General features: G+C 71.9%; 21 protein-coding genes. 12 read left to right on the top strand and 9 right to left on the bottom strand.

The features are described from left to right. Nucleotides 1-23: 23 nt before the first annotated feature. Nucleotides 24-3,119, bottom strand: a complete 3,096-nt coding sequence (locus EAO76_RS05790) for an NACHT domain-containing NTPase (protein ID WP_148834000.1) — start codon at nucleotides 3,117-3,119, stop codon at nucleotides 24-26. A gap of 148 nt (nucleotides 3,120-3,267) precedes the next feature. Here EAO76_RS05790 and EAO76_RS05785 point away from each other — a divergent pair, with 148 nt between their 5' ends. Together EAO76_RS05785 and EAO76_RS05780 are read left to right on the top strand one after the other, a co-directional pair. Continuing rightward, nucleotides 3,268-4,167, top strand: coding sequence for a sterol desaturase family protein (locus EAO76_RS05785; protein ID WP_148833997.1), 900 nt, complete (start codon nucleotides 3,268-3,270; stop codon nucleotides 4,165-4,167). Continuing rightward, nucleotides 4,164-4,913, top strand: coding sequence for a lysoplasmalogenase (locus EAO76_RS05780; protein WP_148833995.1), 750 nt, complete (start codon nucleotides 4,164-4,166; stop codon nucleotides 4,911-4,913). Before EAO76_RS05785 ends, EAO76_RS05780 begins: the two co-directional genes overlap by 4 nt. A 6-nt stretch (nucleotides 4,914-4,919) precedes the next feature. On the opposite strand, the gene EAO76_RS05775 is transcribed toward EAO76_RS05780, so the two are convergent. Next, nucleotides 4,920-6,386, bottom strand: a complete 1,467-nt coding sequence (locus EAO76_RS05775) for a CoA transferase (RefSeq protein WP_148833993.1) — start codon at nucleotides 6,384-6,386, stop codon at nucleotides 4,920-4,922. Nucleotides 6,387-6,498: 112 nt separating this feature from the next. Then, complete coding sequence (locus tag EAO76_RS05770) at nucleotides 6,499-8,034, bottom strand: S8 family serine peptidase (protein ID WP_148833991.1); 1,536 nt, start codon at nucleotides 8,032-8,034, stop codon at nucleotides 6,499-6,501. Between the two features lie 302 nt (nucleotides 8,035-8,336). Here EAO76_RS05770 and EAO76_RS05765 point away from each other — a divergent pair, with 302 nt between their 5' ends. From EAO76_RS05765 to moaA, 3 genes are all read left to right on the top strand, one after another. After that, complete coding sequence (locus EAO76_RS05765; RefSeq protein WP_148833989.1) at nucleotides 8,337-8,705, top strand: DUF485 domain-containing protein; 369 nt, start codon at nucleotides 8,337-8,339, stop codon at nucleotides 8,703-8,705. Further along, nucleotides 8,702-10,342, top strand: a complete 1,641-nt coding sequence (locus EAO76_RS05760; protein WP_148833987.1) for a cation acetate symporter — start codon at nucleotides 8,702-8,704, stop codon at nucleotides 10,340-10,342. The genes EAO76_RS05765 and EAO76_RS05760 overlap by 4 nt, the downstream gene beginning before the upstream one ends. A 173-nt stretch (nucleotides 10,343-10,515) precedes the next feature. Continuing rightward, on the top strand, nucleotides 10,516-11,505 hold the full coding sequence (gene moaA, locus EAO76_RS05755) for a GTP 3',8-cyclase MoaA (protein WP_187438472.1): 990 nt from the start codon (nucleotides 10,516-10,518) through the stop codon (nucleotides 11,503-11,505). A gap of 70 nt (nucleotides 11,506-11,575) precedes the next feature. Here moaA and EAO76_RS05750 read toward each other — a convergent pair whose 3' ends face one another. After that, nucleotides 11,576-11,830 carry a hypothetical protein gene (locus EAO76_RS05750; protein ID WP_148833984.1) on the bottom strand — a complete coding sequence of 85 codons (255 nt, stop codon included), beginning with the start codon at nucleotides 11,828-11,830 and terminating at the stop codon, nucleotides 11,576-11,578. 241 nt (nucleotides 11,831-12,071) lie between these two features. Beyond that, nucleotides 12,072-12,437 carry a DUF3099 domain-containing protein gene (locus EAO76_RS05745; protein WP_148833983.1) on the bottom strand — a complete coding sequence of 122 codons (366 nt, stop codon included), beginning with the start codon at nucleotides 12,435-12,437 and terminating at the stop codon, nucleotides 12,072-12,074. A 244-nt stretch (nucleotides 12,438-12,681) separates the two neighbouring features. Here EAO76_RS05745 and EAO76_RS05740 point away from each other — a divergent pair, with 244 nt between their 5' ends. Further along, the gene (locus tag EAO76_RS05740) at nucleotides 12,682-12,957 is read left to right on the top strand and encodes a GlsB/YeaQ/YmgE family stress response membrane protein (protein WP_148833981.1); all 276 of its coding nucleotides are present in this window, start codon (nucleotides 12,682-12,684) and stop codon (nucleotides 12,955-12,957) included. Between the two features lie 73 nt (nucleotides 12,958-13,030). On the opposite strand, the gene tyrS is transcribed toward EAO76_RS05740, so the two are convergent. From tyrS to EAO76_RS05725, 3 genes are read right to left on the bottom strand one after another with little or no spacing between them, the layout of a single operon-like run. After that, complete coding sequence (gene tyrS / locus EAO76_RS05735) at nucleotides 13,031-14,296, bottom strand: tyrosine--tRNA ligase (protein WP_148833979.1); 1,266 nt, start codon at nucleotides 14,294-14,296, stop codon at nucleotides 13,031-13,033. Nucleotides 14,297-14,349: 53 nt separating this feature from the next. Then, the gene (locus EAO76_RS05730) at nucleotides 14,350-15,744 is read right to left on the bottom strand and encodes a metallopeptidase TldD-related protein (RefSeq protein WP_148833977.1); all 1,395 of its coding nucleotides are present in this window, start codon (nucleotides 15,742-15,744) and stop codon (nucleotides 14,350-14,352) included. Next, entirely contained in the window at nucleotides 15,741-17,264 is a 1,524-nt protein-coding gene (locus tag EAO76_RS05725; RefSeq protein ID WP_148833975.1) for a TldD/PmbA family protein, read from the bottom strand. Before EAO76_RS05725 ends, EAO76_RS05730 begins: the two co-directional genes overlap by 4 nt. A gap of 230 nt (nucleotides 17,265-17,494) precedes the next feature. Between EAO76_RS05725 and fabG the strand changes: the two genes are divergently transcribed. The 3 genes from fabG to EAO76_RS05710 all read left to right on the top strand — a co-directional run bounded on the left by fabG (nucleotide 17,495) and on the right by EAO76_RS05710 (nucleotide 19,556). Beyond that, nucleotides 17,495-18,214 carry a 3-oxoacyl-[acyl-carrier-protein] reductase gene (gene fabG, locus EAO76_RS05720; RefSeq protein ID WP_148833973.1) on the top strand — a complete coding sequence of 240 codons (720 nt, stop codon included), beginning with the start codon at nucleotides 17,495-17,497 and terminating at the stop codon, nucleotides 18,212-18,214. Between the two features lie 5 nt (nucleotides 18,215-18,219). Continuing rightward, entirely contained in the window at nucleotides 18,220-18,987 is a 768-nt protein-coding gene (gene fabI, locus EAO76_RS05715; RefSeq protein ID WP_148833971.1) for an enoyl-ACP reductase FabI, read from the top strand. Nucleotides 18,988-19,178: 191 nt separating this feature from the next. Then, nucleotides 19,179-19,556, top strand: coding sequence for a hypothetical protein (locus EAO76_RS05710; RefSeq protein ID WP_148833969.1), 378 nt, complete (start codon nucleotides 19,179-19,181; stop codon nucleotides 19,554-19,556). A gap of 252 nt (nucleotides 19,557-19,808) precedes the next feature. Here EAO76_RS05710 and EAO76_RS05705 read toward each other — a convergent pair whose 3' ends face one another. Beyond that, the gene (locus tag EAO76_RS05705) at nucleotides 19,809-20,483 is read right to left on the bottom strand and encodes a FadR/GntR family transcriptional regulator (protein ID WP_148833967.1); all 675 of its coding nucleotides are present in this window, start codon (nucleotides 20,481-20,483) and stop codon (nucleotides 19,809-19,811) included. Between the two features lie 218 nt (nucleotides 20,484-20,701). On the opposite strand from EAO76_RS05705, the gene EAO76_RS05700 reads away from it, so the two are divergent. The 3 genes from EAO76_RS05700 (at nucleotide 20,702) to EAO76_RS05695 (ending at nucleotide 22,536) form a co-directional block, all read left to right on the top strand. Further along, the gene (locus tag EAO76_RS05700) at nucleotides 20,702-22,012 is read left to right on the top strand and encodes an MFS transporter (protein ID WP_148833965.1); all 1,311 of its coding nucleotides are present in this window, start codon (nucleotides 20,702-20,704) and stop codon (nucleotides 22,010-22,012) included. Nucleotides 22,013-22,038: 26 nt separating this feature from the next. After that, nucleotides 22,039-22,149, top strand: coding sequence for an SGM_5486 family transporter-associated protein (locus EAO76_RS45895; protein WP_262375349.1), 111 nt, complete (start codon nucleotides 22,039-22,041; stop codon nucleotides 22,147-22,149). Between the two features lie 174 nt (nucleotides 22,150-22,323). Further along, nucleotides 22,324-22,536, top strand: a complete 213-nt coding sequence (locus EAO76_RS05695; protein WP_148833963.1) for a hypothetical protein — start codon at nucleotides 22,324-22,326, stop codon at nucleotides 22,534-22,536. Nucleotides 22,537-22,577: the final 41 nt, after the last annotated feature.

Raw genomic sequence — 22,577 nt, 5'->3', positions numbered from 1 at the left:
GGGGGTGTGAGGGGCCCGGTCCCTCAGACGGGCCGTACGAGGCGCTCGGGCGGGAAGAGTTCGGTGCCGGTGGCCATCGTCTCGCTGCCGAGATGGATCGTGAGGTCGTCGAGACCGGCCAGCGGGGTCAGGTCGACCGGTCCGTCGTCCCACGTGTTGTACAGGTACAGCTGGGTCAGCGCGGGCAGCTCCCGGAGGGGCGCCAGGCCCTCGGTGAACAGGCAGTGGGTGAGGACGAGCGTCCGCAGGGATTCGAGGCAGGCGAGTACGCCCAGATCGGGAAGGGCCAGCCGGTTGAGGTCGAGCCGGATGAGGCGCCGGAGGAGCGGGATGCGGCCCATGAGCCGGACGTGCCGCAGGTCCTGCAGCCCGAGCTCCTCCAGCTCGGTCCACCGCTCGATGCCCTCCAGGCCCAGGCCCCCGACCCGGGGGCCGAGCGACAGAGACCTGAGGCGGGGGCCCAGCGCCAGCCCGGAGAGGTCGTCGACGGGGAAGCGGTGGTTCAGGAAGAGGTCGCGGATCTCCGTGAGCGGTTCCAGATGCTCCTTGGGCAGGCAGGGATTCAGATGGACCAGGGAGAGCCAGGTCAGCGGAAGGTCCGCCAACGGGCTGAGATCATGGACCCGGGGGCACAGGCTGAGCCCCACCCCGGTGAGCGAGGCCATCCGGGCCAGGGGGCCGACATCGCTCAGTACCGCGTTGTCGTAGACGAAGACCCTCTTCAGTTCGCGCCGGGGGACCAGACGGGAGAGGTCCTCGTGATCGCCCTGCAGGCGGATCCGCCGGGCCACCGGGACGTGCCGGAGCGCGGCCATCTGCCGGACGTCCGTCACGGACAGGCTGACCTCGTCCCACGTCTGCGCCGCGAGTATCTCCCGGGCGTAGGCATCGGCATCGAACTTGCCCCAGGCCTGGGTCAGCTGAGCGGCCGTCCACTCCCGCTCGTCGTTCCGGTAGCGCCGGATCACCTCGTACGCCCCGTCGCCGCCGACGAGGGCCGCCGTCAGCACCACGTACCCCGCCGCGTCCTCACCGGGAACCTCCTCCGGCCCCGGCAGCAGTTCCAGGACCAGTTCGCCGACCTCGGCCAGGGCCTCCGCCTCCGGGCGGGTGCGCGGCGGCAGCAGCTCGGCCGTCCGCTCCTGGACCTCGGCGCGCACCGCCGGGTCCAGTTCCGGCGCGTGCTCCAGGCCGGCCGCGGCCAGCAGGACGAGCCGGTGGGCGTGCTCGCGGTTCTGGTCCGCGCGCTTGAGCAACCGCCGCAGCAGCCGGGCCCGTTCGTCGGGGCGGGCGTGGCCCACCGCCATCTGGACCACGTCGTGCCACTGGTCGTCGTGCGCGTGCTTGACCAGGACGCCGAAGTCGCGGGCCTCCACCGCGGCCTTCGCGCCCAGGTAGTCCTGGAAGGTCCGGTGCACGAACCCCACCGCGCCCGGCGCGGGTTCGCGCAGCAGACCGCTGCGGATCAACAGGTGCGCGAACACCTGCTCCGGCGTCCCCCGCACCTGGGGCATCGCCGTCAGCCACTCGGCGACCATCGCCCCGGCCTCGTCGCGGTCCGCCTCCACCTGGCCGTTGCGGATCAGCCAGTACGCCAGCCGCTGGAGCAGCGCCGTCTGCTCCTCGCGGGTCAGGTCCACGCCCTCGACCCCGGCGATCTCCCGCTCGGTGTCCCGGCGCACCAGCAGCATGTCCAGTGCCGCGTCGTACAGCTCCTTGCGGGCGCGCGGGAGTTGCATCCTGCGGTCCCGGTTCAGCGCGCACAGCAGGGCGCACATCAGCGGATTCGTCGCGAGCCGCGCCAGGTCGCGGCGCATGCCCACCGCGCGCCGCAGCGAGGCCTCGTACACGTCCAGTTGCTCGCGCTCCTCGGGGCCGGGGCATTCGGAGCGGGCCGCCGCGTGCCAGTGGTCGACGAACGAGCGGATGTCCCTCTGGTTCATCGGCAGCAGCGAGTGCGCCTCGAAGCCGGAACCGGACAGCCAGTTCTCCGGCACCGCGGACGGCCGGGTCGTCACCACGTAACGGGCCCGCGGGTAGGCCGTGATCAGGTCCTTGAGCCAGCGATCGGTCCGGCTGCGCAGCCGCGTCGGGACCTCGTCCACCCCGTCGACCAGGACCAGCGCCCGGCCCTCGGTCAGCAGCCGGTCCGCCCAGCCGGCGGGCGCCGCGCCGTGCAGAGGCACCCCGGCCGCGCGCAGGAACTCCTCGGGCGTGGGCAGGGTCCCGTGCGCGGTGAACGCGCGCAGCCGCAGGACGAACGGCACACAGCGGTTCCAGTCCGTCAGGCCGGTGCCGAACGTGCGACGGGCGGCGTTCACCGCGAGCCACTGCACCAGCGTGCTCTTGCCCGAACCGGCCGGACCCCGCAGCAGCAGCCGGTCCGTCCCGGACAGCGCCTGCTCGACGGAGACCGGCACCGCGGCCGGGTGCTCCAGCCCGCCCTGCCGGGCACCGCTCCCGCTCACCGTCAGGCTGATGTAGGCCGTCTCCAGCGGCCACTCGGCCGCCGACCGGCCCAGCGTCAGCCCGAACAGCCCCATCCGGCCGTGGGCAGCGGCCACGAACTCCGCGTACCGCTGCTCGAAGGCCGACGCCGCAGCGTCCGGGCGCGGGCCCACCCGGGCCCGGACGTCCTCGACCAGCTCCCGCGTCCGCTCCGTCGCGCGGGTCTGCTCCACGGCGGCCCGCGCCGCGAACGCCGGCTGGGCGGTCAGCTGCTCCACGGCATGCGCGCAGCACCGGCCGAGCAGCTCCTCGTACAGCTCGACCGCCCGCCCCGAGAGGCCCGCGGCGGGCGCCGACAGCGCGGCGCGCAGCCGCTCGGGCTCCAGGCCGACCGCGAACAGCCGGTCCGCCGTCAGCTCGCCCGCCGCCGCGAAGGTGTCCCGCACCGCCTCCACGGCGGCCAGCCGCTCGTGCTCGGGCAGTCCGGCGTACGACTCCGCCAGCCGTCCGCCGAGCACCCTCGCCAGCCGGTCCGGTTTCGCCGGGCGGGGGAGCGGGCGCACCGGGTCCGGGACCAGGCCCGCTCCCGGCCGCGGCGCGACCAGTGACCTGGCCACCGTGCCGATGACCGTCGTCGCCAGCCGGACCAGCGCAACTTCCAGACCCTGCACGGCATTTCCTCCCCGGGGCGGCTCAGGTCAAAGGATCGTACGACGAGCGTGTTGGCAGAAGTCACCAAAGACTGCTGACAACGCGTCTCGCATACTTGTTGGTAACAACGTCTGGCCCCCGGCCCACCTGCGGCTCTACGGTGCTGACATGCCGACGAACCTGCCCGATGTAGTGCTCTGGTCCATACCGGCCTTTGTCCTGCTCACCGTCCTGGAAATGGCCCTCCACCACTTCCATCCCGACGAGGAGGCCGCCGGGTACGGGACGAAGGACACCGTCACCAGCATCAGCATGGGGCTGGGCAGCCTGGCCTTCGACCTGTTGTGGAAAGTGCCCGTCGTCGCGATCTACACGGCCGTCTACGAGCTGACCCCGCTGCGCGTCCCCGTGCTCTGGTGGACCGTTCTGCTGATGCTGCTCGCGCAGGACTTCTTCTACTACTGGTCGCACCGCGGCCACCACGTCATCCGGATCCTCTGGGCCTGCCACGTGGTCCACCACTCCAGCCGCAAGTTCAACCTCTCCACCGCGCTGCGCCAGCCCTGGACCTCGCTGACCGTCTGGCCGTTCTACCTGCCGATGATCGCCTGCGGGGTCCACCCGGCCGCGCTCGCCTTCTGCTCGTCGGCCAACCTCGTCTACCAGTTCTGGGTGCACACCGAGCGCGTCGACAAGCTGCCCCGGCCCTTCGAGTACGTGCTGAACACGCCCTCCCACCACCGGGTGCACCACGCGTCGCAGGGCGGCTACCTGGACCGGAACTTCGGCGGCATCCTGATCGTCTGGGACCGGCTCTTCGGGTCCTTCACGGCCGAGACGGAGCGCCCCGTGTTCGGCCTCACCAAGAACATCGACACGTTCAACCCCCTGCGGGTCGCCACCCACGAGTACGTCGCCATCGCCCGCGACGTACGGGCGGCGAGCAGCTGGAGCGAGCGCGCCGGACGGATCTTCCGCGGGCCGGGCTGGCAGCCTGCCGCGGCTTCCGCGGCCTCCACGAGCACGACCACGACCACGACCCTTCCCACCGAGGAGCGCGCCGGATGAGCGCCGAAGCCGACCGGGACCGCCGGACGAACACCGACACCGGCCGAGGCCCCCGCGGCGCGGGCCGGACGGGGGCCGACGCCGGCCCGGGCCGCCGGGACCGCCTCGTGCGCCCGCTGCTCATCGCGTTCCTCGTGGCCGGCGCCGTCGACCTCGTCGGCGTGCTCGCCGGGATCGAACTCGCCCACCAGATCGCGAAACCCCTGCTGATGCCGCTGCTGGCGGGGTACGCCCTCGCCCGGCGCGGTCCCCGGCTGCTCGTCGCGGCGCTGCTGTTCGGCTGGGGCGGCGACACCTTCCTGCTGTTCGACTCCGACACGGCCTTCCTGGTCGGGATGGGCTCCTTCGCCGTCGGCCACATCTGCTACCTGTGGCTCTTCGGACGGGCCCACAGCTCACCGGTGGCCGCGCTCGGATACGCGGTGGTCCTGACCGTCTTCGTCGCGCTGCTCTGGAACGGGCTGCCCGCGGACATGCGGGTGCCGATCGCCGGCTACAGCATGCTGCTCACGGCGATGGCGTGCCGGGCCGGCGCCCTCGGCATGCGCGCGGCCGTCGGCGGAGGGCTGTTCCTGCTCTCCGACGGGCTGATCGCCACCGGGATCGCCGACTGGCCGCAACTGCCCGCCCCCGACTTCTGGGTCATGTTCACCTACCTCGCGGCGCAGTACCTGCTGACCACCGGGGCACTCGCCCCCGCCCCGGAGCGGACGGGGCGCACCACGACGGACGGGCCCCGGGACTGAGGACGTTCACCGGGCCGCGAGCCAGACCGGCCGGTCCGCCCCCAGCGGGCCGGGCGGGCGCGACCAGTTCGCGGGGGAGCCGTCGAAGGCGACCGCCGGCAGCGCGTGCCGCAGCCGGCCCAGCGGGCTGTCCGTCTCCGTGAGCCACTTCTCCGGGTCGTACGAGTCGCACGGCCCGTCGGTGTCGGCATCGGAGCCGGAGCGGGCATCGGAGCCGGTGCCGGAGCCCTCCGGGGCCGGGGCGGGCAGCTCGTCCAGCAGCCAGGCGGCGGTACGGGCCAGCGAGAGCGTGACCAGCCGGGAGCCGCCCCCGTCGTGCTGCTCGGTCAGGGCCCGCAGCACGGCGGCGGCCAGCAGATAGCCGGTGCCGTGGTCCAGCGCCTGCGCGGGCAGCGCACCCGGCGGGCCCTCCGGCCCGGCCTGGACCGAGGCGATGCCCGTGGCCACCTGCACCAGACTGTCGAAGCCGCGCCGCTCCGCCCACGGGCCCGAGAACCCCCAGGCCGACAACCGCCCGACGACCAGCCCCGGCCTGCGCGCGGCCAGGGCCCGGGGCGTCAGCCCGAACCGGTCCAGCGCCCCCGGCCGGTACCCGAGGACGACCACGTCCACGTCGTCCAGCAACGCGTCGAGAGCGGCCCGGCCGGAAGGGCGGCCGAGATCCAGGTCCGCCGACCGCTTCCCGAAGCCGGTGTCGCCGTGCGCGTCCGGGCTCTCCGGCAGCCGCGGCGAGTCGATCCGCAGCACGTCCGCGCCGAGCAGCGCCAGGGTCCGGGTGGCGACGGGCCCGGCGATCACCCGGGTGAGGTCCAGCACGCGCAACCCGGCGGCGGGCAGTACCGGTTCGCCGCCGGGCGCCGCCGCCCGGCGCACCGGCGCGTCGTCGAGCCGTTCCCCGGCCACCAGCGGCGTGCCCGCCAGGGCGGCGCCCCGCGGATCGGCCGCCCACCGCGCCGGGGTGCGGGCGGCCACGGCCAGGCCGCCCGCCGCGTACACCGTCCGCTCGATCTCCTCGCCCCGGAGCCCGGCGAACGAGGCGGCCACCGCGGCCACCGCGACGTCGTCCGGGGCGTCCCCGGGCAGTCCCAGTGCGGCGAGCAGCCGGGCCCGGTGGTGCGGGTAGTTGGCGTGCGTACGGACCCAGCCGTCCGCCGAGCGCCAGAACCTGGACAGCGGGGCGAAGGTGGCCGCCGCCCGCCCGTCGATCCGCAGATGGCGTTCGCCGGTGAACGCCGTCGCCACCGCGCCGTCGTCGATCCGGACCCGCGGCACCGGGCCGCCGGTCCGGCGGGCGGCCAGCTCGGCGGCGGCCAGCGAGCAGACCGCCACGGTGGACCGGGCCAGCTCCATGACGGGCAGCCGTGCGGGGAGCGTCCCGCCGCGACCGCCCGTCCCGATGCGGGCGAGCAGGGCGGGATCACCGCCCAGCGCCGCCCACGCCTGTTCGATGCCGGATGCACGTACCTGGTTCATCCCCGCACTATGGCACCGGGTGCCACCACGGGGGAAGGCGTGCCGGTACCCCGGTGAACAGCGGGAGGGCCCGGTCGAAGACCCCGGACCCTCCCGTTCGTGCCGCTTCCCGCTACCAGCGGACCGCGTTCAGCGCGTTCACCACACCGGCGCCGTAGAAGCCGTTGCGGTTCTTGCCGCCCTCGCAGACGGCGTCGATCGTGCCGTCGCCGTCGATGTCGTACGGCTCGCCGCACGCGGTGGCGTCGGCCTCCGCGAGCAGCAGCGCCTTCACCGCGGCCGCGGGCGCGTACGGGTGCTTCGACTTGATCAGGGCCGCGACACCCGCGACGTGCGGGGAGGCCATCGACGTACCGGCCTTGTAGCCGTACTTGCCGTCCGGCAGCGTGGACAGGATCAGGCCGCTCGTGGCCGGCGGGGCGGGCGTCTGGTAGACCGTGGAGTCACCGCCCGGGGCCGCCACGTCGATGACGCCGTTCCCGTAGTTCGAGTACGAGGACTTCAGGCCCTTGGCACCGGTCGCGGAGACCGTCACCACGCCCGGCAGCATCGCCGGGATGTCGAGGCACTCGCTCGGGTCGATCGTGCGGGTGACCGGCTCGGTGTCGTTCGGGCTGGTCGTGTCCTCGATCGCGTCGGAGGCCAGGTCGAAGGCGCTGTTGCCGGCCGAGGCGACGTTGACCGCGCCCTTGCGCTCCGCGTACCGCGTGGCACGGGCGACGGCCTCGACCAGGGCGCCCTGGTCCTCGTCCTCCTTGCAGTTGAACATCCACGGGTCGGTGTAATAGCTGTTGTTGGTGACGTCGACCCCGTGCTCGGCGGCCCAGACGAAGCTGCAGACGATCGACTCGGTGTAGAAGAAGCCGTCCGGGTTCGCCACCTTGATGCCGGCGACCTTCACCCCCGGCGCCACGCCCGTGATGCCGATGCCGTTCTTCGCGGCGGCGATGGTGCCGGCCACGTGCGTGCCGTGGTTGCTCTCGCCGGCCTTCGGGCGCCAGGCGCCGTCCGTCGTGTCCGGCGCCCCGGAGACACAGCTCGCCGAGGCCCCGCGGTCGAAGTTCGGCGCCAGGTCCGGGTGGGTGTCGTCGACGCCCGTGTCGATGACCGCGACCGTGACCTTGCTGCTGCCCAGCGTCTTCTTGTGCGCCTGGTCCGCCTTGATGGCGGGCAGGTCCCACTGCAGGGGCTCCATCGGGTCCTGGTCCGCCGCGGCCCGCGCCGCCGCGCTCTTCGCCTGGGCGGCGCTGAGCGGCTGGTCGTCCCCGGTGTCCGTGGTGGCCTGCGGGACGATGGGGTTGGTACGGGTGGCCCCTGCCGAATCCACGCCCTTGACCCGGCGGATCGTCTTCGCGAAGTCCGGGTTCTGCGAGTGGGCGACGATGACGCCGATCTGCTCGTAGGCGACCACGACCGTGCCACCGGCCTCGGTTATCGCCTTCTTCACCCGCTTGACCGTGCCGTGGTTTCCGCGCGTGTTGACCACGTAGGAGAGCTTCGGTCCGTCCGTCGACACCGCCGCCGCGGGCTGCGCGTCCACCGGTGCGGCGGAGGCGGCACCCGCGGGGAGGAAGCCGAGCGAAGCGGTGAGGGCCAGCCCGACGGGCAATGTCAGTGCGCGCGTCCGTCTGGATCCCAGCTGAGCCATGGGGTCTCCACATCATCCGTGCCGAGCGACCGGCACGGATGTGGCCGATCGCGTACATGACGTGTGAAGTTATCGCTGATCATCCCCGCTCATCAATGAGTTCGTGGTAACGGATTCGACCGGATTGCGGCAGGAAGCGGCGGGAGAAGTGCACATCCGCGGTGAACCGCCCCGCGGAACCCTCCGTGCCCATGACGGGGAGAGCGCTCCCCGCCCCCCGCCGGGAAGGGGTTTCGCACCCGGCCTTCCCGATGAGACCGACCGTCACCCACACCACCGCACCCGCGTCGCGAGGAGATTCCGTGGCTACCGATGCACCGCCGCCGCCCGAGGGCAGTACGGACACCCGCCCCACCCGGCCCACGACCGAGGCGTTCCTCGAGACGCAGGAGAGCGAGGAGTTCGGCGAACTGCGCCGCACGTACCGCTCGTTCGCCTTCCCGCTGACCGTCGCCTTCGTCCTCTGGTACCTGCTGTACGTGCTGCTGTCCAACTACGCGGGCGGCTTCATGGGCACCAAGGTGTACGGCAACATCAACGTGGCCTTCGTGTTCGGTCTCGCCCAGTTCGTCACCACCTTCCTCATCGCCTGGTTCTACTCGCGCCACGCCGCGGCGAAGCTCGACCCGAAGGCCGAGGCGATCAAGTCCCGCATGGAGGCCGACGCATGAGCGCCGCGTACCACTCCCACACCGCCGTGACACTGGCCGCCTCGTCCACCAGCGAACACCGGCCGCTGATCATCACCCTGTTCGCGGTCTTCGTCGCCGCCACCCTCGGCATCACCGTCTGGGCCGGCCGCCAGACCAGGAGCGCCGCCGACTTCTACGCGGGCGGTCGCCAGTTCACCGCCTTCCAGAACGGACTCGCGGTCTCCGGCGACTACATGTCCGCCGCCTCGTTCCTCGGCATCGCCGGCGCCATCGCCCTCTTCGGCTACGACGGCTTCCTGTACTCCATCGGCTTCCTCGTCGCCTGGCTGGTGGCCCTGCTGCTGGTCGCCGAACCGCTGCGCAACTCGGGCCGCTACACGATGGGCGACGTCCTCGCCTACCGGATGCGCCAGCGCCCGGTCCGCACCGCCGCCGGTGTCTCCACCATCGTCGTCTCGATCTTCTACCTGCTGGCGCAGATGGCGGGCGCGGGCGTCCTGGTCGCCCTCCTCCTCGGCATCACCAGCGACGCCGGCAAGATCCTCATCGTCTCCCTGGTCGGCGTGCTGATGATCGTGTACGTGACCATCGGCGGCATGAAGGGCACCACCTGGGTGCAGATGGTCAAGGCCGTCCTGCTGATCGCGGGTGCCCTGCTGATGACCTTCCTGGTGCTGCTGAAGTTCGACTTCAACATCTCCGACCTGCTGGGCACGGCCGCCGCGAAGAGCGGCCACGGGGCGGCGTTCCTGGAACCCGGCCTCAAGTACGGCGTCACCGGCACCTCGAAGCTGGACTTCCTCTCCCTCGGCATCGCGCTCGTCCTCGGCACCGCCGGCCTGCCGCACATCCTGATCCGCTTCTACACGGTGCCGACCGCCAAGGCCGCCCGGAAGTCCGTCAACTGGGCCATCGGCATCATCGGCGCGTTCTACCTGATGACGATCGCGCTCGGCTTCGGCGCCGCGGCCCTGATCGGCCCGGCCGAGATCAAGGCCAAGAACCCGGCCGGGAACGCCGCCGCCCCGCAACTCGCCGAATACCTCGGCGGGGTCGGCTCCACCGGCGGCGCCGTGCTGCTCGCGGTGATCTCCGCCGTCGCCTTCGCCACCATCCTCGCCGTCGTCGCGGGACTCACCCTCGCCTCCTCGTCCTCCTTCGCGCACGACATCTACGCCAACGTCATCCGCAGGGGGAAGGCCACCGAGAAGGAGGAGATGCGGGCCGCCCGCTGGGCCACCGTCCTCATCGGCGCGGTCGCGATCGTCCTGGGCGCCTTCGCCCGCGACATGAACGTCGCCGGGCTCGTGGCACTCGCCTTCGCCGTCGCCGCGTCCGCCAACCTGCCGACCATCCTCTACAGCCTCTTCTGGAAGCGGTTCACCACCCAGGGCGCGCTGTGGTCGATCTACGGCGGCCTGGCCAGCTCGGTGATCCTGGTGCTGTTCTCGCCGGTCGTCTCCGGCAACCCGAAGACGTCGATGTTCAAGGGCGTCGACTTCGCCTGGTTCCCGCTGGAGAACCCCGGCCTGATCTCCATCCCGCTGGGCTTCCTGCTCGGCTGGATCGGCTCCCTCCTCTCGAAGGAGGAGCCGGACAAGGGCAAGTACGCCGAGCTGGAGGTCAAGTCCCTCACCGGCGTCGGGGCGCACTGAACGAACACCGCACACGGCCGTGTCGTAGGACCCTACGACACGGCCGTGCCGCTCCTCGTGGCTTACGGGCCCCCGCGATGTCACAGCTCTCGCGTAGTCTCGAAGGAGCCAGCCGGAACCGCCGCCCGGACACCCGGGACCGGCACCGGAAAGCCACCGGGGGAGGGGGCCACATGCTCATCGACACCTACGGCAGGGTCGCCACCGACCTGCGCGTCTCGCTCACCGACCGGTGCAACCTCCGGTGCACGTACTGCATGCCCGAGGAGGGCCTGCAGTGGCTGGCCAAGCCCGACCTGCTCAGCGACGACGAGATCGTCCGGCTGATCCGCATCGCCGTCACCCGGCTGGGCATCACCGAGGTCCGGTTCACCGGCGGCGAGCCGCTGCTGCGCCCCGGCCTGGTCTCCGTCGTCGAGCGGTGCGCGGCCCTGGACCCCCGCCCCAGGATGTCGCTCACCACCAACGGCATCGGACTGAAGCGCACCGCTGCCGCGCTCAGGGCGGCGGGGCTCGACCGGGTCAACGTCTCGCTGGACACCCTGCGCCCCGAGACCTTCAAGGCACTCACCCGCCGCGACCGCCTCCACGACGTGCTGGCCGGCCTCGAAGCCGCCCGCGACGCCGGACTCACCCCGGTCAAGGTCAACACCGTCCTCATGCCCGGGCTCAACGACGACGAGGCCCCCGAGCTGCTCGCCTGGGCCGTCGAGCACGACTACGAGCTCCGCTTCATCGAGCAGATGCCGCTCGATGCCCAGCACGGCTGGAAGCGCGACGGCATGATCACGGCGGGCGACATCCTCCAGTCGCTGCGCACCCGCTTCACCCTCACCGAGGAGGGCGAAACGGAACGCGGCTCCGCCCCCGCGGAGCGCTGGATCGTCGACGGCGGACCGCACCGGGTCGGGGTCATCGCCTCCGTCACCCGCCCCTTCTGCCGGGCCTGCGACCGGACCAGACTCACCGCCGACGGCCAGGTCCGCACCTGCCTCTTCGCCCGCGAGGAGACGGACCTGCGCGCCGCCCTGCGCTCGGGCGCACCCGACGAGGAGATCGCCCGGATCTGGACGGAGGCGATGTGGGGGAAGAAGGCCGGATCGGGACTGGACGACCCCTCCTTCCTCCAGCCGGACCGGCCCATGTCGGCGATCGGCGGCTGAGGGCTGTCCCGTGACCCTCGGTGGATCAGCGCGCGGCGTCGGATGCGGTGCATCGCAAGGCGGAGGAGCGTTACTCGGCGCCCGCTTCCGGTCCGGCGGACTCCCACTCCGCCAGCGTCACCACGTCCTTGAGGAAGCCGCGGACGCCGAGGAACGAGGAGAGGTGCTCCCGGTGCTCCTCGCAGGCCAGCCAGGTCTTGCGGCGCTCCGGGGTGTGCAGCTTCGGATTGTTCCAGGCGAGCACCCACACGGCGTCGGCCCGACAGCCCTTGGCGGAACAGATGGGCGCGGCGGCGTCAGAGGCCGCGGTATCAGGGGAGTTCACGGACTCAACCCTAGGCGGTGCCGCCGAACCGGGGTTCCCCGGCCGTCCACGTCACCCCGTGCCGGAGAAAAGCGACGCCGAGCAGCCACGGGGGGAGCTGCCCGGCGTCGGTCTGTCGCTCCGACGGGGGATGCGGAGCGCCTACGCAGTATGTCACGCACATCGGGGTGCGGTGCACCGTAACTTCATGATTGATCTGAGGTTCTCTTGAGGATTCGGTGAGGGTCGCCCCCGACCGGGCTCACGCCGATCCGGCACCCCGGGATGTTTCGCCATTTTTCGGTCCGGGGTCCGTGCCGCCGGACACCGGCGCCGCGTCGAGGACCGGCCGCATCGGCGCCGGTACGAAGGTCGAGGGGAGCGAAGGAGTGTTCTCCCGGCCCGCGTTGGCGATGACCACCGCCACGTAGGGGAGCAGGACACCGAGCACCAGGGCCACGATCGCGACGTACCGCTCCACGTTCCACAGCACGGCGGCCAGGATCACCGAGACCGTCCGCACGGACATCGAGATCACATAGCGCCGCTGTCTGCCGCGCACGTCGTCCGCGAGTCCCTGCCGGGCCCCCGTGATCCGGAAGACCTCGTCGCCGCTCCGCTTCCGCATCACGTCTCCACCCTTCCCCCGACACCGACGGACCGGGGGCACCTCATTTCCCGCGCCGGACGCTCCCGGACCGGACCGCATCCACGGTACGCCCGGCCCGCGACGGCTTCGAGACCGGGGCACGCCCGGTTCGTACACACCGGTACCCGTACCGCACGTCCGGGCTCCCCCGACGTGCGGGCCGCGCCCCGCGGGCCGACACTGGGCGGGACATGTGTGACATGGCGTCGCACGAGGAGGCGACATGGGCTGGCTGTGGGCAATCATCGTGGGGCTGGTGCTCGGCCTGATCGCGAAGGCGATCCTGCCCGGCAAACAGAACATCCCCCTCTGGCTGACGACCGTCTTCGGCATCATCGGCAGCGTCCTCGGCAACGCGGTCGCCACCTGGATCGGTGTGAACGAAACCAAGGGCATCGACTGGACGCGCCATCTGCTCCAGCTGATCGGCGCGGTGGCCGTCGTCGGGGTCGGCGACATGCTGTGGGCCTCGCTCCGCGGCACCAGACAGAAGACCTGAACCACCGGCACGACGCACTGCGGCCGGACACGCTCGTACGCGTGTCCGGCCGCAGTGCCGATCGGCTCCGGGATCAGCCGGTGACCTCGATGGCGGCGAGGTTCTTCTTGCCCCGGCGCAGCACCAGCCAGCGCCCGTGCAGCAGTTCCTCACGGGCCGGTGCGCTCTCGCCGTCGGTGACCTTGACGTTGTTCACGTACGCGCCGCCCTCCTTCACCGTGCGACGGGCACCCGACTTGCTCGGCGTCAGACCGACCTCCACCAGCAGGTCCACCAGGGGGCCGAGCTCGGTGACCCGGGCGTGCGGCACCTCGGACAGCGCGGCGTCCAGCGTCGCCGCGTCCAGCTCGCCGAGCTCGCCCTGGCCGAAGAGCGCCTTCGACGCCGCGATGACCGCGGCGCACTGGTCGGCGCCGTGCACCAGCGTCGTCAGCTCCTCGGCCAGCGCGCGCTGCGCCGTCCGGGCCTGCGGACGCTCCTCGGTGACCTTCTCCAGCTCCTCCAGCTCGGCGGGGCTGCGGAAGCTGAGGATGCGCATGTACCGCGAGACGTCCCGGTCGTCCACGTTCAGCCAGAACTGGTAGAACGCGTACGGCGTCGTCATCGTCGGGTCGAGCCAGACGGCCCCGCCCTCGGACTTGCCGAACTTCGTCCCGTCCGCCTTCGTCATCAGCGGGGTCGCCAGCGCGTGCACCTCGGCGCCCGGCTCCAGGCGGTGGATCAGGTCGAGACCCGCGGTGAGGTTGCCCCACTGGTCGCTGCCGCCCTGCTGGAGGGTGCAGCCGTAGCGCCGGTACAGCTCCAGGAAGTCCATGCTCTGGAGCAGCTGGTAGCTGAACTCGGTGTAGCTGATGCCCTCGTCGGACTCCAGCCGCCGGGCGATGGAGTCCTTGGTCAGCATCTTGTTGACGCGGAAGTGCTTGCCGATGTCCCGGAGGAACTCGATCGCGGACATGCCCGAGGTCCAGTCCAGGTTGTTCACCATGACCGCCGCGTTCTCGCCCTCGAAGGACAGGAACGGCTCGATCTGGGCCCGCAGCCGCGACACCCAGCCGGCGACCGTCTCCGGATCGTTCAGCGTGCGCTCCGCGGTCGGCCGCGGGTCACCGATCTGACCGGTGGCCCCGCCCACCAGGGCGAGCGGACGCAGACCGGCCCGCTGGAGCCGGCGCATGGTGAGCACCTGCACCAGATGCCCGACGTGCAGGCTCGCCGCGGTGGGGTCGTAACCGCAATAGAAGGTGACGGGACCGTCCGCGAGAGCCTTGCGCAGTGCGTCCTCATCGGTGGACTGGGCGAACAGCCCGCGCCACTTCAGCTCGTCGACGATGTCCGTCACGGTTCTTTCTCTCCTCAGACGTGTGGTGAACTGCAACAGTCAGTCTAGGCGGGTCACACGCCCGGACTCACCGAACTCATGTTGAAGTCGGGGATGCGCAGCGCGGGCATCGCGGCCCGGGTGAACCAGTCGCCCCACTCGCGCGGCAGTGTCTTCTCGGTGCGGCCCGCCTCGGTGGCCCGGGACAGCAGGTCCACCGGCGACTCGTTGAACCGGAAGTTGTTCACCTCGCCGACGACCTCGCCGTCCTCGACGAGGTACACCCCGTCGCGGGTCAGCCCGGTCAGCAGCAGCGTCGCCGGGTCGACCTCCCGGATGTACCAGAGGCAGGTCAGCAGCAGCCCGCGCCCGGTCGTGGACGCCACCATCTCGTCCAAGGACCGCTCGCCGCCGCCGTCCAGCACCAGGTTGTCGATCGCCGGCGCGACCGGCAGCCCGGTCAGCCCCGCCGTGTGCCGGGTGGTCGTCAGGTGCGCCAGCTCGCCGCCCCGGATCCAGTCGGTCGGCGCCAGCGGCAGACCGTTGTCGAAGACGGAGGCGCTGTCCCCGGAGGAGTGGGCGATCACGAACGGCGCCGATTCGAGCCCCGGCGCGTGCGGATCGCTGCGCAGCGTCAGCGGAAGCCCGGACAGCTTCTCGCCGAGCCTGGTCCCGCCGCCCGGCCGGGAGAACACCGTCCGGCCCTCCGCGGCGTCCCGCGCCGTCGACGACCACAGCTGGTAGATCAGCAGATCGGCCACCGCGGTCGGCGGCAGCAGCGTCTCGTACCGCCCGGCGGGCAGCTCGATCCGGCGCTCCGACCAGCTCAGCCGCCGCGCCAGCTCCGTGTCGAGCTCGGCCGGGTCGACGTCCTTGAAATCGCGCGTGGAACGGCCCGCCCAGGTCGAGCGGGTCCGGTCGGGCGACTTCGCGTTGAGCTCCAGCGTCCCGTTCGGCTGGTCGTGGCGCAGCCGCAGCCCCGTCGATGTGCCGAGGTAGGTGGAGGTCATCTCGTGGTTGGCGAAGCCGTACAGTTCACGGCCGCCGGAACGGGCCCGGGCGAAGGCGTCGCCGAGCGCCGGGGCGAACTCCGCGAAGACGTCCGAGCCCGTCTCGGCCGGCGCGTCCGTGAAGCCGGGCGACACGGGCACCCCGCCGACCAGCGGCTGGGCGTCCTCCGCGGGACCGGCCCCGCGCGCGGCGGCCTCGGCGGCCTGCACCAGCGGCTCCAGGTCGTCCGCGGTGACGGCCGACCGCGACACCACCCCGGACGCGGTGCCCTGCGCACCGTCCACGGTCGCGATGACGGTCAGGGTCCGCCCCCGCGTCACCCCGTTCGTCGTGAGGGCGTTGCCGGCCCAGCGCAGGTTCGCCGACGACTCCTCGTCGGCGATGACCACGCACCCGTCCGCGGTGGACAGTTCGAGCGCCCGCTCGACGATCTCGTGCGGCTTGCTGACGCGGCTCATCGTCCGGCCTCCTGCGTCGTGTTGAGGATGTTCACGCCCCGGAAGAGGGCGGAGGGGCAGCCGTGCGAGACGGCCGCGACCTGGCCGGGCTGGGCCTTGCCGCAGTTGAAGGCGCCGCCCAGGACGTACGTCTGCGGGCCGCCGACCTTCTCCATCGAGCCCCAGAAGTCCGTCGTCGTCGCCTGGTAGGCGACATCGCGCAGCTGACCGGCCAGCCGGCCGTTCTCGATGCGGAAGAACCGCTGCCCGGTGAACTGGAAGTTGTGGCGCTGCATGTCGATCGACCAGGACCGGTCGCCGACCACGTAGATCCCGCGCTCCACCCCGCCGATCAGGTCCTCCGTGGACAGCCCGCCCGGCTCCGGCCGCAGCGACACGTTCGCCATCCGCTGGACGGGGACGTGACCCGGCGAGTCCGCGTAGGCACAGCCGTTGGACCGGCCCAGCCCCGTCAGCCTCGCGATCCGCCGGTCCAGCTGGTACCCGACCAGCGTCCCGTTCCTGATCAGGTCCCAGGACTGCGCCTCGACGCCCTCGTCGTCGTACCCGATGGTTGCGAGCCCGTGCTCGGCGGTGCGGTCACCGGTCACGTTCATCACGGAGGAGCCGTACGCCAGCTTCCCCAGCTGGTCGAAGGTGGCGAACGAGGTCCCGGCGTACGCCGCCTCGTAGCCCAGCGCCCGGTCCAGCTCCGTGGCGTGGCCGATCGACTCGTGGATGGTCAGCCAGAGGTTGGACGGGTCGACGACCAGGTCGTACGTCCCCGCCTCGACGCTCGGCGCCCGCATCTTCTCGGCCAGCAGGCCGGGAATCCGCGCCAGTTCGTCGTCCCAGTCCCAGCCGGTCCCGGTCATGTACTCCCAGCCGCGTCCCACCGGCGGGGCGATCGTCCGCATCGAGTCGAACTCGCCGGTCGTCCCGTCCACGGCCACCGCGGTGAACTCCGGGTGCAGCCGGACCCGCTGCTGGGTGGTCACGGTGCCCGCCGTGTCCGCGTAGAACTTGTTCTCGTGCACGGCCGTCAGCGAGGCGTCCACGTGCGCGACGCCCTCGGCGCCCAGCAGCCGGGAGCTCCACTCGGCGAGCAGCGCCGCCTTCTCCTCGTCCGGCACGTCGAAGGGATCGACCTCGTACGCCGAGACCCAGGTCCGCTCGCCGTGCGACGGCTCGTCCGCCAGCTCGACCCGCTCGTCCGAGCCGGCCGCCGCGATCACCTTCGCCGACAGCTTCGCCATGGCCACGGCCTGCGAGGCCACCTTCGCCGCCGCGTCCATCGTCAGGTCGACGCCGGACGCGAACCCCCACGCGCCGCCGTGCACCACCCGCACCGCGTACCCGAGATCGGTGGTGTCCGAGGAGCCCGCGGGCCGGGCGTCCCGCAGCCGCCAGGACGCGCTGCGCACCCGCTCGAAGCGGAAGTCGGCATGCGCGGCGCCCAGCGCCCGCGCGCGGGCGAGCGCCGCGTCGGCGAGGGCGCGCAGGGGCAGGGCCAGAAAAGACTGATCTACCTCATGGGGCACAGGGAATTCCCTTCTCGATACACCACGGAAGTGAATCACGCCGCACGGTGACCGCACCCGGGGATATCCGGCGCCGCCCGCCGGGGCCAGCCGGGATGCGCCCCATGGGCGATCATCTGTAGGAACCCCACAGTGCCCGGCCGAAGGCGCTGTCAGGGGCCGAGTCCTCGCCGGGCGGGTGGTACCGATAGGTTTTCGATGTACCAGACCGCTATCGAAAGGGTGATCCGTTGAGCCGCTCGGTTCTCGTCACCGGAGGAAACCGGGGCATCGGCCTCGCCATCGCCCGAGCTTTCGCCGACAACGGCGACAAGGTCGCGATCACCTACCGCTCCGGCGAGCCGCCCCAAGTCCTCACCGAAGCGGGCTGCCTGGCGGTCCGTTGCGACATCACGGACGCCGAACAGGTGGAGCAGGCCTACAAGGAGATCGAGGAGAAGCACGGCCCCGTCGAGGTACTGGTCGCCAACGCCGGTATCACCAAGGACCAGTTGCTGATGCGGATGTCGGAGGAGGACTTCACGTCCGTGCTCGACACCAACCTCACCGGCACCTTCCGGGTCGTCAAGCGCGCCAACCGCGGCATGCTGCGCGCCAAGAAGGGCCGGGTCGTCCTCATCTCCTCCGTCGTCGGGCTCCTCGGCTCCGCCGGGCAGGCGAACTACGCCGCCTCCAAGGCCGGTCTGGTCGGTTTCGCCCGGTCCCTGGCCCGTGAACTCGGCTCGCGGAACATCACCTTCAACGTCGTCGCGCCCGGCTTCGTCGACACCGACATGACGCAGGTGCTCACCGAGGAGCAGCGCAAGGGCATCGTGTCCCAGGTGCCGCTCGGCCGCTACGCGCGGCCCGAGGAGATCGCCGCCGCGGTGCGCTTCCTCGCCTCCGACGACGCGTCGTACATCACTGGAGCCGTCATCCCCGTTGACGGCGGATTGGGCATGGGTCACTGATCAGCATGAGCGGAATTCTCGACGGCAAGCGCATCCTCGTCACCGGTGTGCTGATGGAGTCGTCCATCGCCTTCCACACCGCCAAGGTGGCCCAGGAGCAGGGCGCCGAGGTCATCCTGACCGCCTTCCCGCGGCCCACGCTGACCGAGCGCATCGCCAAGAAGCTGCCGAAGCCCGCCAAGGTCATCGAGCTGGACGTGACCAACACCGAGCACCTGGACCGCCTCGCCGGCCTGGTCCGCGACGAGCTCGGCTCGCTCGACGGCGTCGTCCACTCCATCGGCTTCGCGCCGCAGGACGCGCTCGGCGGCAACTTCCTGAACACCCCGTTCGAGTCCGTCGCCACGGCGATGCACGTCTCGGCGTTCTCGCTGAAGTCGCTCGCCATGGCCTGCAAGCCGCTGATGAACGACGGCGGCTCGATCGTCGGCCTCACCTTCGACGCGCAGTACGCCTGGCCGCAGTACGACTGGATGGGCCCGGCCAAGGCCGCGCTGGAGGCCACCTCCCGCTACCTCGCCCGCGACCTGGGCAAGGACGACATCCGCTGCAACCTGATCTCCGCCGGACCGATCGGCTCCATGGCCGCGAAGTCCATCCCGGGCTTCATCGAGCTCGCGGACGTGTGGAACACCCGCTCCCCGCTGGCCTGGAACATGGCGGACCCGGAGCCGGCCGGACGCGGTGTCGTCGCCCTGCTCTCGGACTTCTTCCCGAAGACCACGGGCGAGATCATCCACGTCGACGGTGGCGTGCACATGATGGGTGCCTGATCCCGCACCACAGGCTGTGACACGGCCGCGTACCGCCCCGGACCGGGCGGTACGCGGCCGTCGCGCGTCCTCGCCCGGCCCCGGGCCGATCGAGGTCCACCCCCGGGCCACTCAAGTCGAAAAGAAGGTCGATCCACCGCAGAATGTGGTGAACCGGACTTCTGGTCAGGCTGCGGGGGAGGGAGGACGCCATGCGCTCCACGCGTCGCCGGACCTGGGCCCTGCTGGCGGCCTCCATGGCCGTCGCCGCGCTGGCCGCCCCGATGGGGATATCCATGGCGGGCCGAGCCGGGGCACCGGCCCCCGCACCCGCCGCCACCGGCCCGGAACCCGCCGGAGCCGAATGCCGTACCTCCGTGCTGGGCTCCCGGGTCGTGGCCTACTGCCACAATCCGTACCCCTCCACCGACCGCGTGCAGCTGCACACCGAGTGCCGCCGCTGGTGGGACATCGACGCCGACGCGGCCCCGGTCGACGTGGCCCCGGGGCGGACCGTACGGCTGGACGACCGTTGCTGGAAGGAAGTCGACGCCGCCTGGATCACGCACCGGGTGCGGGACGAGCTCTGAGCGCCGCCCCGGAACACGGGTCCGCGGGCGCCGTCCGGGAACGCGGACCGTGGGCGTCGTTCGGGGATGCGGACCATGAGCGTTGTTCCGTAGTACGGGTCGCGGGCGCTGCCCAGGAACGCGGATCGTGAACACCACCCCGGAGCGCGGGTCGCGGGCGCCGTTTCCGGAGCGCCCGGTCTGCGGGCGCGGGGCCGCGTGTACCGGTCCGTGGGAGAGGCCCCGCGGGACGGCCCCTGGGGCCCGGTCCGCTCAGACCCGGTCCGCCCGGCAGCTCAGCGCATGGCCCGCGGCCTCGGCGGCCGCCGTCTCCGCGTCCCCCGACCGGATCGCCTCGACCAGCCTGCTGTGGTCCATGTGGTTCTCCGGCCGCAGCTCGTGACCGATGTCGTCCCTGAGGTAGTCGCGCAGCAGATCGGCCAGGTCGGCGTAGAGGCCGGTCAGTACGTCGTTGTGCGAGGCGGCGACCACGGCCAGGTGCAGCGTCGCGTCCGCCGCCACGAACGCCTCGGCGTCGTTCGCGGCCCAGGTCTCCTCCCGCCGCGCCATGAGCGCGTCCAGCTGCTTCAGGTCCCGTTCGGTGCGCCGCACGGCGGCCAGCCGGGCCGCCGACGACTCCAGGGTGGCGCGCAGCTCGGCGACGTGGCGGGGATCGGCGGCGGCGAAGCGGCGGCGCATCACCCCGGCCAGCTCGCTGGTGGCGATGACATAGGTGCCCGAGCCCTGCCGGATGTCGAGCAGGCCGTTGTGCGCGAGGGCGCGCACCGCCTCCCGGACCGTGTTGCGGGCCACCCCCAGCTGTTCCACCAGCTCGGGCTCGGTGGGAATCCGGGAACCCACGGGCCATTCGCCGGAGGTGATCTGATTCCTCAGCTGGGCAATCACCTGGTCGGCGAGTGCCGAACGCCGCGGGGACGTCAGCGTCATGGTGCTCCTTGGTCGGGTTGTGGGGAGTCGGGGTGCGGGGCGGGTGGTTCGAGGTGCTCGGGCCGCCCCACTCGCCCAACGCGCGCGGGTTGCTCCAGGTGTCCGGGGGAGCGGGGACGATTCGCGCCGTCCCGCGAACACCTCACGGTTCCCCGGGGGTCCCCGAACGTTCTCGGAGGATTGGACAACCAATCATCCCATGATTCTATGATGGAGTCATGTCCGACGAGAATCAGCCCCAGACCCGGGCCCTCAGCCCCGCCGCCACGGCGGAAGCCCCCATGGATTCCCCGGCCCCGCGCGCCCCGCAGGGCCCGGGGGCGACCCGGCCCGCTTCCGGGCCCGCGCCCTGGCTGCTCCGGCTGGTCGCCGTCGGGCTGGTCCTCACCGCACTCAACCTCCGCCCCGCCATCACCAGCCTCGGCTCCCTCCTCGAAGAGGTGCGGGACGGCCTGCACATGAGCGGCAGCGTGGCCGGTGTCCTCACCTCCGTGCCGCCGCTCTGCTTCGCGGTCTTCGGCATCATGGCGCCCCGCCTCGCCCGCCGCTTCGGGCCCGGCGCCGTCGTCTGCGCCGGAATGATCGCCATCACCGCCGGCCTGGTGATCCGTCCGCTCGTCGGCGGTACCGCGGGCTTCCTCGCCGCGAGCGCCCTGGCCCTCATGGGCATCGCCGTCAGCAACGTCCTGATGCCGGTGATCGTCAAGCACTGGTTCCCGGACCGCGTCGGCTCCATGACCGGGCTCTACTCGATGGCCCTGGCCCTCGGCACCTCGCTCGCCGCCGCCGTGACCGTGCCCATGACCAGCGCGCTGGGCGGCAGCTGGCGGCTCGGCCTCGGCGTCTGGGCCGCGCTCGCCGCCGTCGCGATCCTGCCCTGGCTCCCGGTGGTACGGGACCGGCGCGGCCCCTCGGCCCGGCCGGGCGGCCGGGGCCAGGACGCCCCGGCCCTCCGGATCACCCGCAGCCGCACCGCCTGGGCCCTCGCCTGCTTCTTCGGCCTGCAGGCCACCGCCGCGTACATCACCATGGGATGGATGCCGCAGATCTTCCGCGACGCGGGGGTCTCGGCAGGCACCGCGGGCGCGCTGCTCGCCGTGACCATGGCGATGGGGGTGCCCCTCGCGTTCGTCATCCCGAAGGTCGCCTCCCGGATGCGGAACCAGGGCCCGATCGTCCTGTTCCTCGGCGGCTGCGGCCTCGTCGGATACGCCGGCCTCTACCTCGCACCGGCCGGCGGGGCCTGGGCCTGGGCGCTGCTCCTGGGGATCTCGAACTGCTCCTTCCCGCTCGCCCTGACGATGATCGGCATGCGCTCGCGCACCGGTGCCGGAGTCGTGCGGCTGTCCGCCTTCGCGCAGTCCGTCGGCTACCTGATCTCGATCCCCGGACCGTTGCTGATCGGCGTGCTCTACCAGCACACCGGCGGCTGGGAGGTGCCGATCGCCCTGATGGCGGGCCTCATGGTGCCCCAGATGGCGGCCGGGTTCCTGGCGGGGCGGGCCCGGACGATCGAGGACGAATGCTGAGGTGGGAGACTGTGCCCATGTCTCCTGTGCTCGACCCGAATCCCCAGAACGGCCAGAAGAAGCTCCTCCTCGTGCTCGGGGCGATGCTGTTGATCACCGTGGTGGTCGCGGTGATCGCCTCGGTCGCCTCCCCCTGATCCGGCCCGGCGCCTCGGCCGGGGGTGGGGCTGTCCCCACCATCCCCTAGGGGGCTGGGGTCAGGGTGAAGTGGGTGGGTCACCGGATGGGAACGGCGCCCGCGGATCCGTAGGTTTCTCGGTATCGGAACCGGCAACCCCCGGATTCGGCACCGAAGCCCCACGGAGGCGGACATGGCGGCCCGTACGCACCACCACCCCCGGACCACCCACCCGGCCACGGGCGGCGTCGAGGTCCGGCTGCCGTGGTGGGCCGTGGCGCTGCCGGCGGTCGCGTTCGCCGCGCTGATGCTGCTGATCATCGGCACCGGTGACGCGCAGGCCGCGACCACCGACCCCGCGATCGGCCGACTTCTCGCACGTGTCATGGCCCTGGTGAGCGCCTGACGCCGTCCGCCCGCGGCCCGAAGACCGGCCGACGCACTCCG

The sequence above is a fragment of the Streptomyces sp. sk2.1 genome (genome assembly GCF_008120935.1).
In the GTDB taxonomy this organism is placed as follows: Bacteria; Actinomycetota; Actinomycetes; order Streptomycetales; family Streptomycetaceae; genus Streptomyces.
The sequence above is the reverse complement of the archived record's forward strand: the minus strand, read 5'-3'. Positions and strand labels throughout refer to the sequence as shown.

What these genes read in the sequence shown, in the direction of transcription:
- EAO76_RS05785 (WP_148833997.1), top strand. Translation starts at nt 3,268, where the DNA reads ATGCCGACGAACCTGCCCGATGTAGTGCTCTGGTCCATACCGGCCTTT.
- EAO76_RS05780 (WP_148833995.1), top strand. Translation starts at nt 4,164, where the DNA reads ATGAGCGCCGAAGCCGACCGGGACCGCCGGACGAACACCGACACCGGC.
- EAO76_RS05775 (WP_148833993.1), bottom strand. Translation starts at nt 6,386, where the DNA reads ATGAACCAGGTACGTGCATCCGGCATCGAACAGGCGTGGGCGGCGCTG.
- EAO76_RS05770 (WP_148833991.1), bottom strand. Translation starts at nt 8,034, where the DNA reads ATGGCTCAGCTGGGATCCAGACGGACGCGCGCACTGACATTGCCCGTC.
- EAO76_RS05760 (WP_148833987.1), top strand. Translation starts at nt 8,702, where the DNA reads ATGAGCGCCGCGTACCACTCCCACACCGCCGTGACACTGGCCGCCTCG.
- moaA (WP_187438472.1), top strand. Translation starts at nt 10,516, where the DNA reads ATGCTCATCGACACCTACGGCAGGGTCGCCACCGACCTGCGCGTCTCG.
- EAO76_RS05745 (WP_148833983.1), bottom strand. Translation starts at nt 12,437, where the DNA reads ATGCGGAAGCGGAGCGGCGACGAGGTCTTCCGGATCACGGGGGCCCGG.
- EAO76_RS05740 (WP_148833981.1), top strand. Translation starts at nt 12,682, where the DNA reads ATGGGCTGGCTGTGGGCAATCATCGTGGGGCTGGTGCTCGGCCTGATC.
- EAO76_RS05730 (WP_148833977.1), bottom strand. Translation starts at nt 15,744, where the DNA reads ATGAGCCGCGTCAGCAAGCCGCACGAGATCGTCGAGCGGGCGCTCGAA.
- fabI (WP_148833971.1), top strand. Translation starts at nt 18,220, where the DNA reads ATGAGCGGAATTCTCGACGGCAAGCGCATCCTCGTCACCGGTGTGCTG.
- EAO76_RS05710 (WP_148833969.1), top strand. Translation starts at nt 19,179, where the DNA reads ATGCGCTCCACGCGTCGCCGGACCTGGGCCCTGCTGGCGGCCTCCATG.
- EAO76_RS05705 (WP_148833967.1), bottom strand. Translation starts at nt 20,483, where the DNA reads ATGACGCTGACGTCCCCGCGGCGTTCGGCACTCGCCGACCAGGTGATT.
- EAO76_RS05700 (WP_148833965.1), top strand. Translation starts at nt 20,702, where the DNA reads ATGTCCGACGAGAATCAGCCCCAGACCCGGGCCCTCAGCCCCGCCGCC.
- EAO76_RS05695 (WP_148833963.1), top strand. Translation starts at nt 22,324, where the DNA reads ATGGCGGCCCGTACGCACCACCACCCCCGGACCACCCACCCGGCCACG.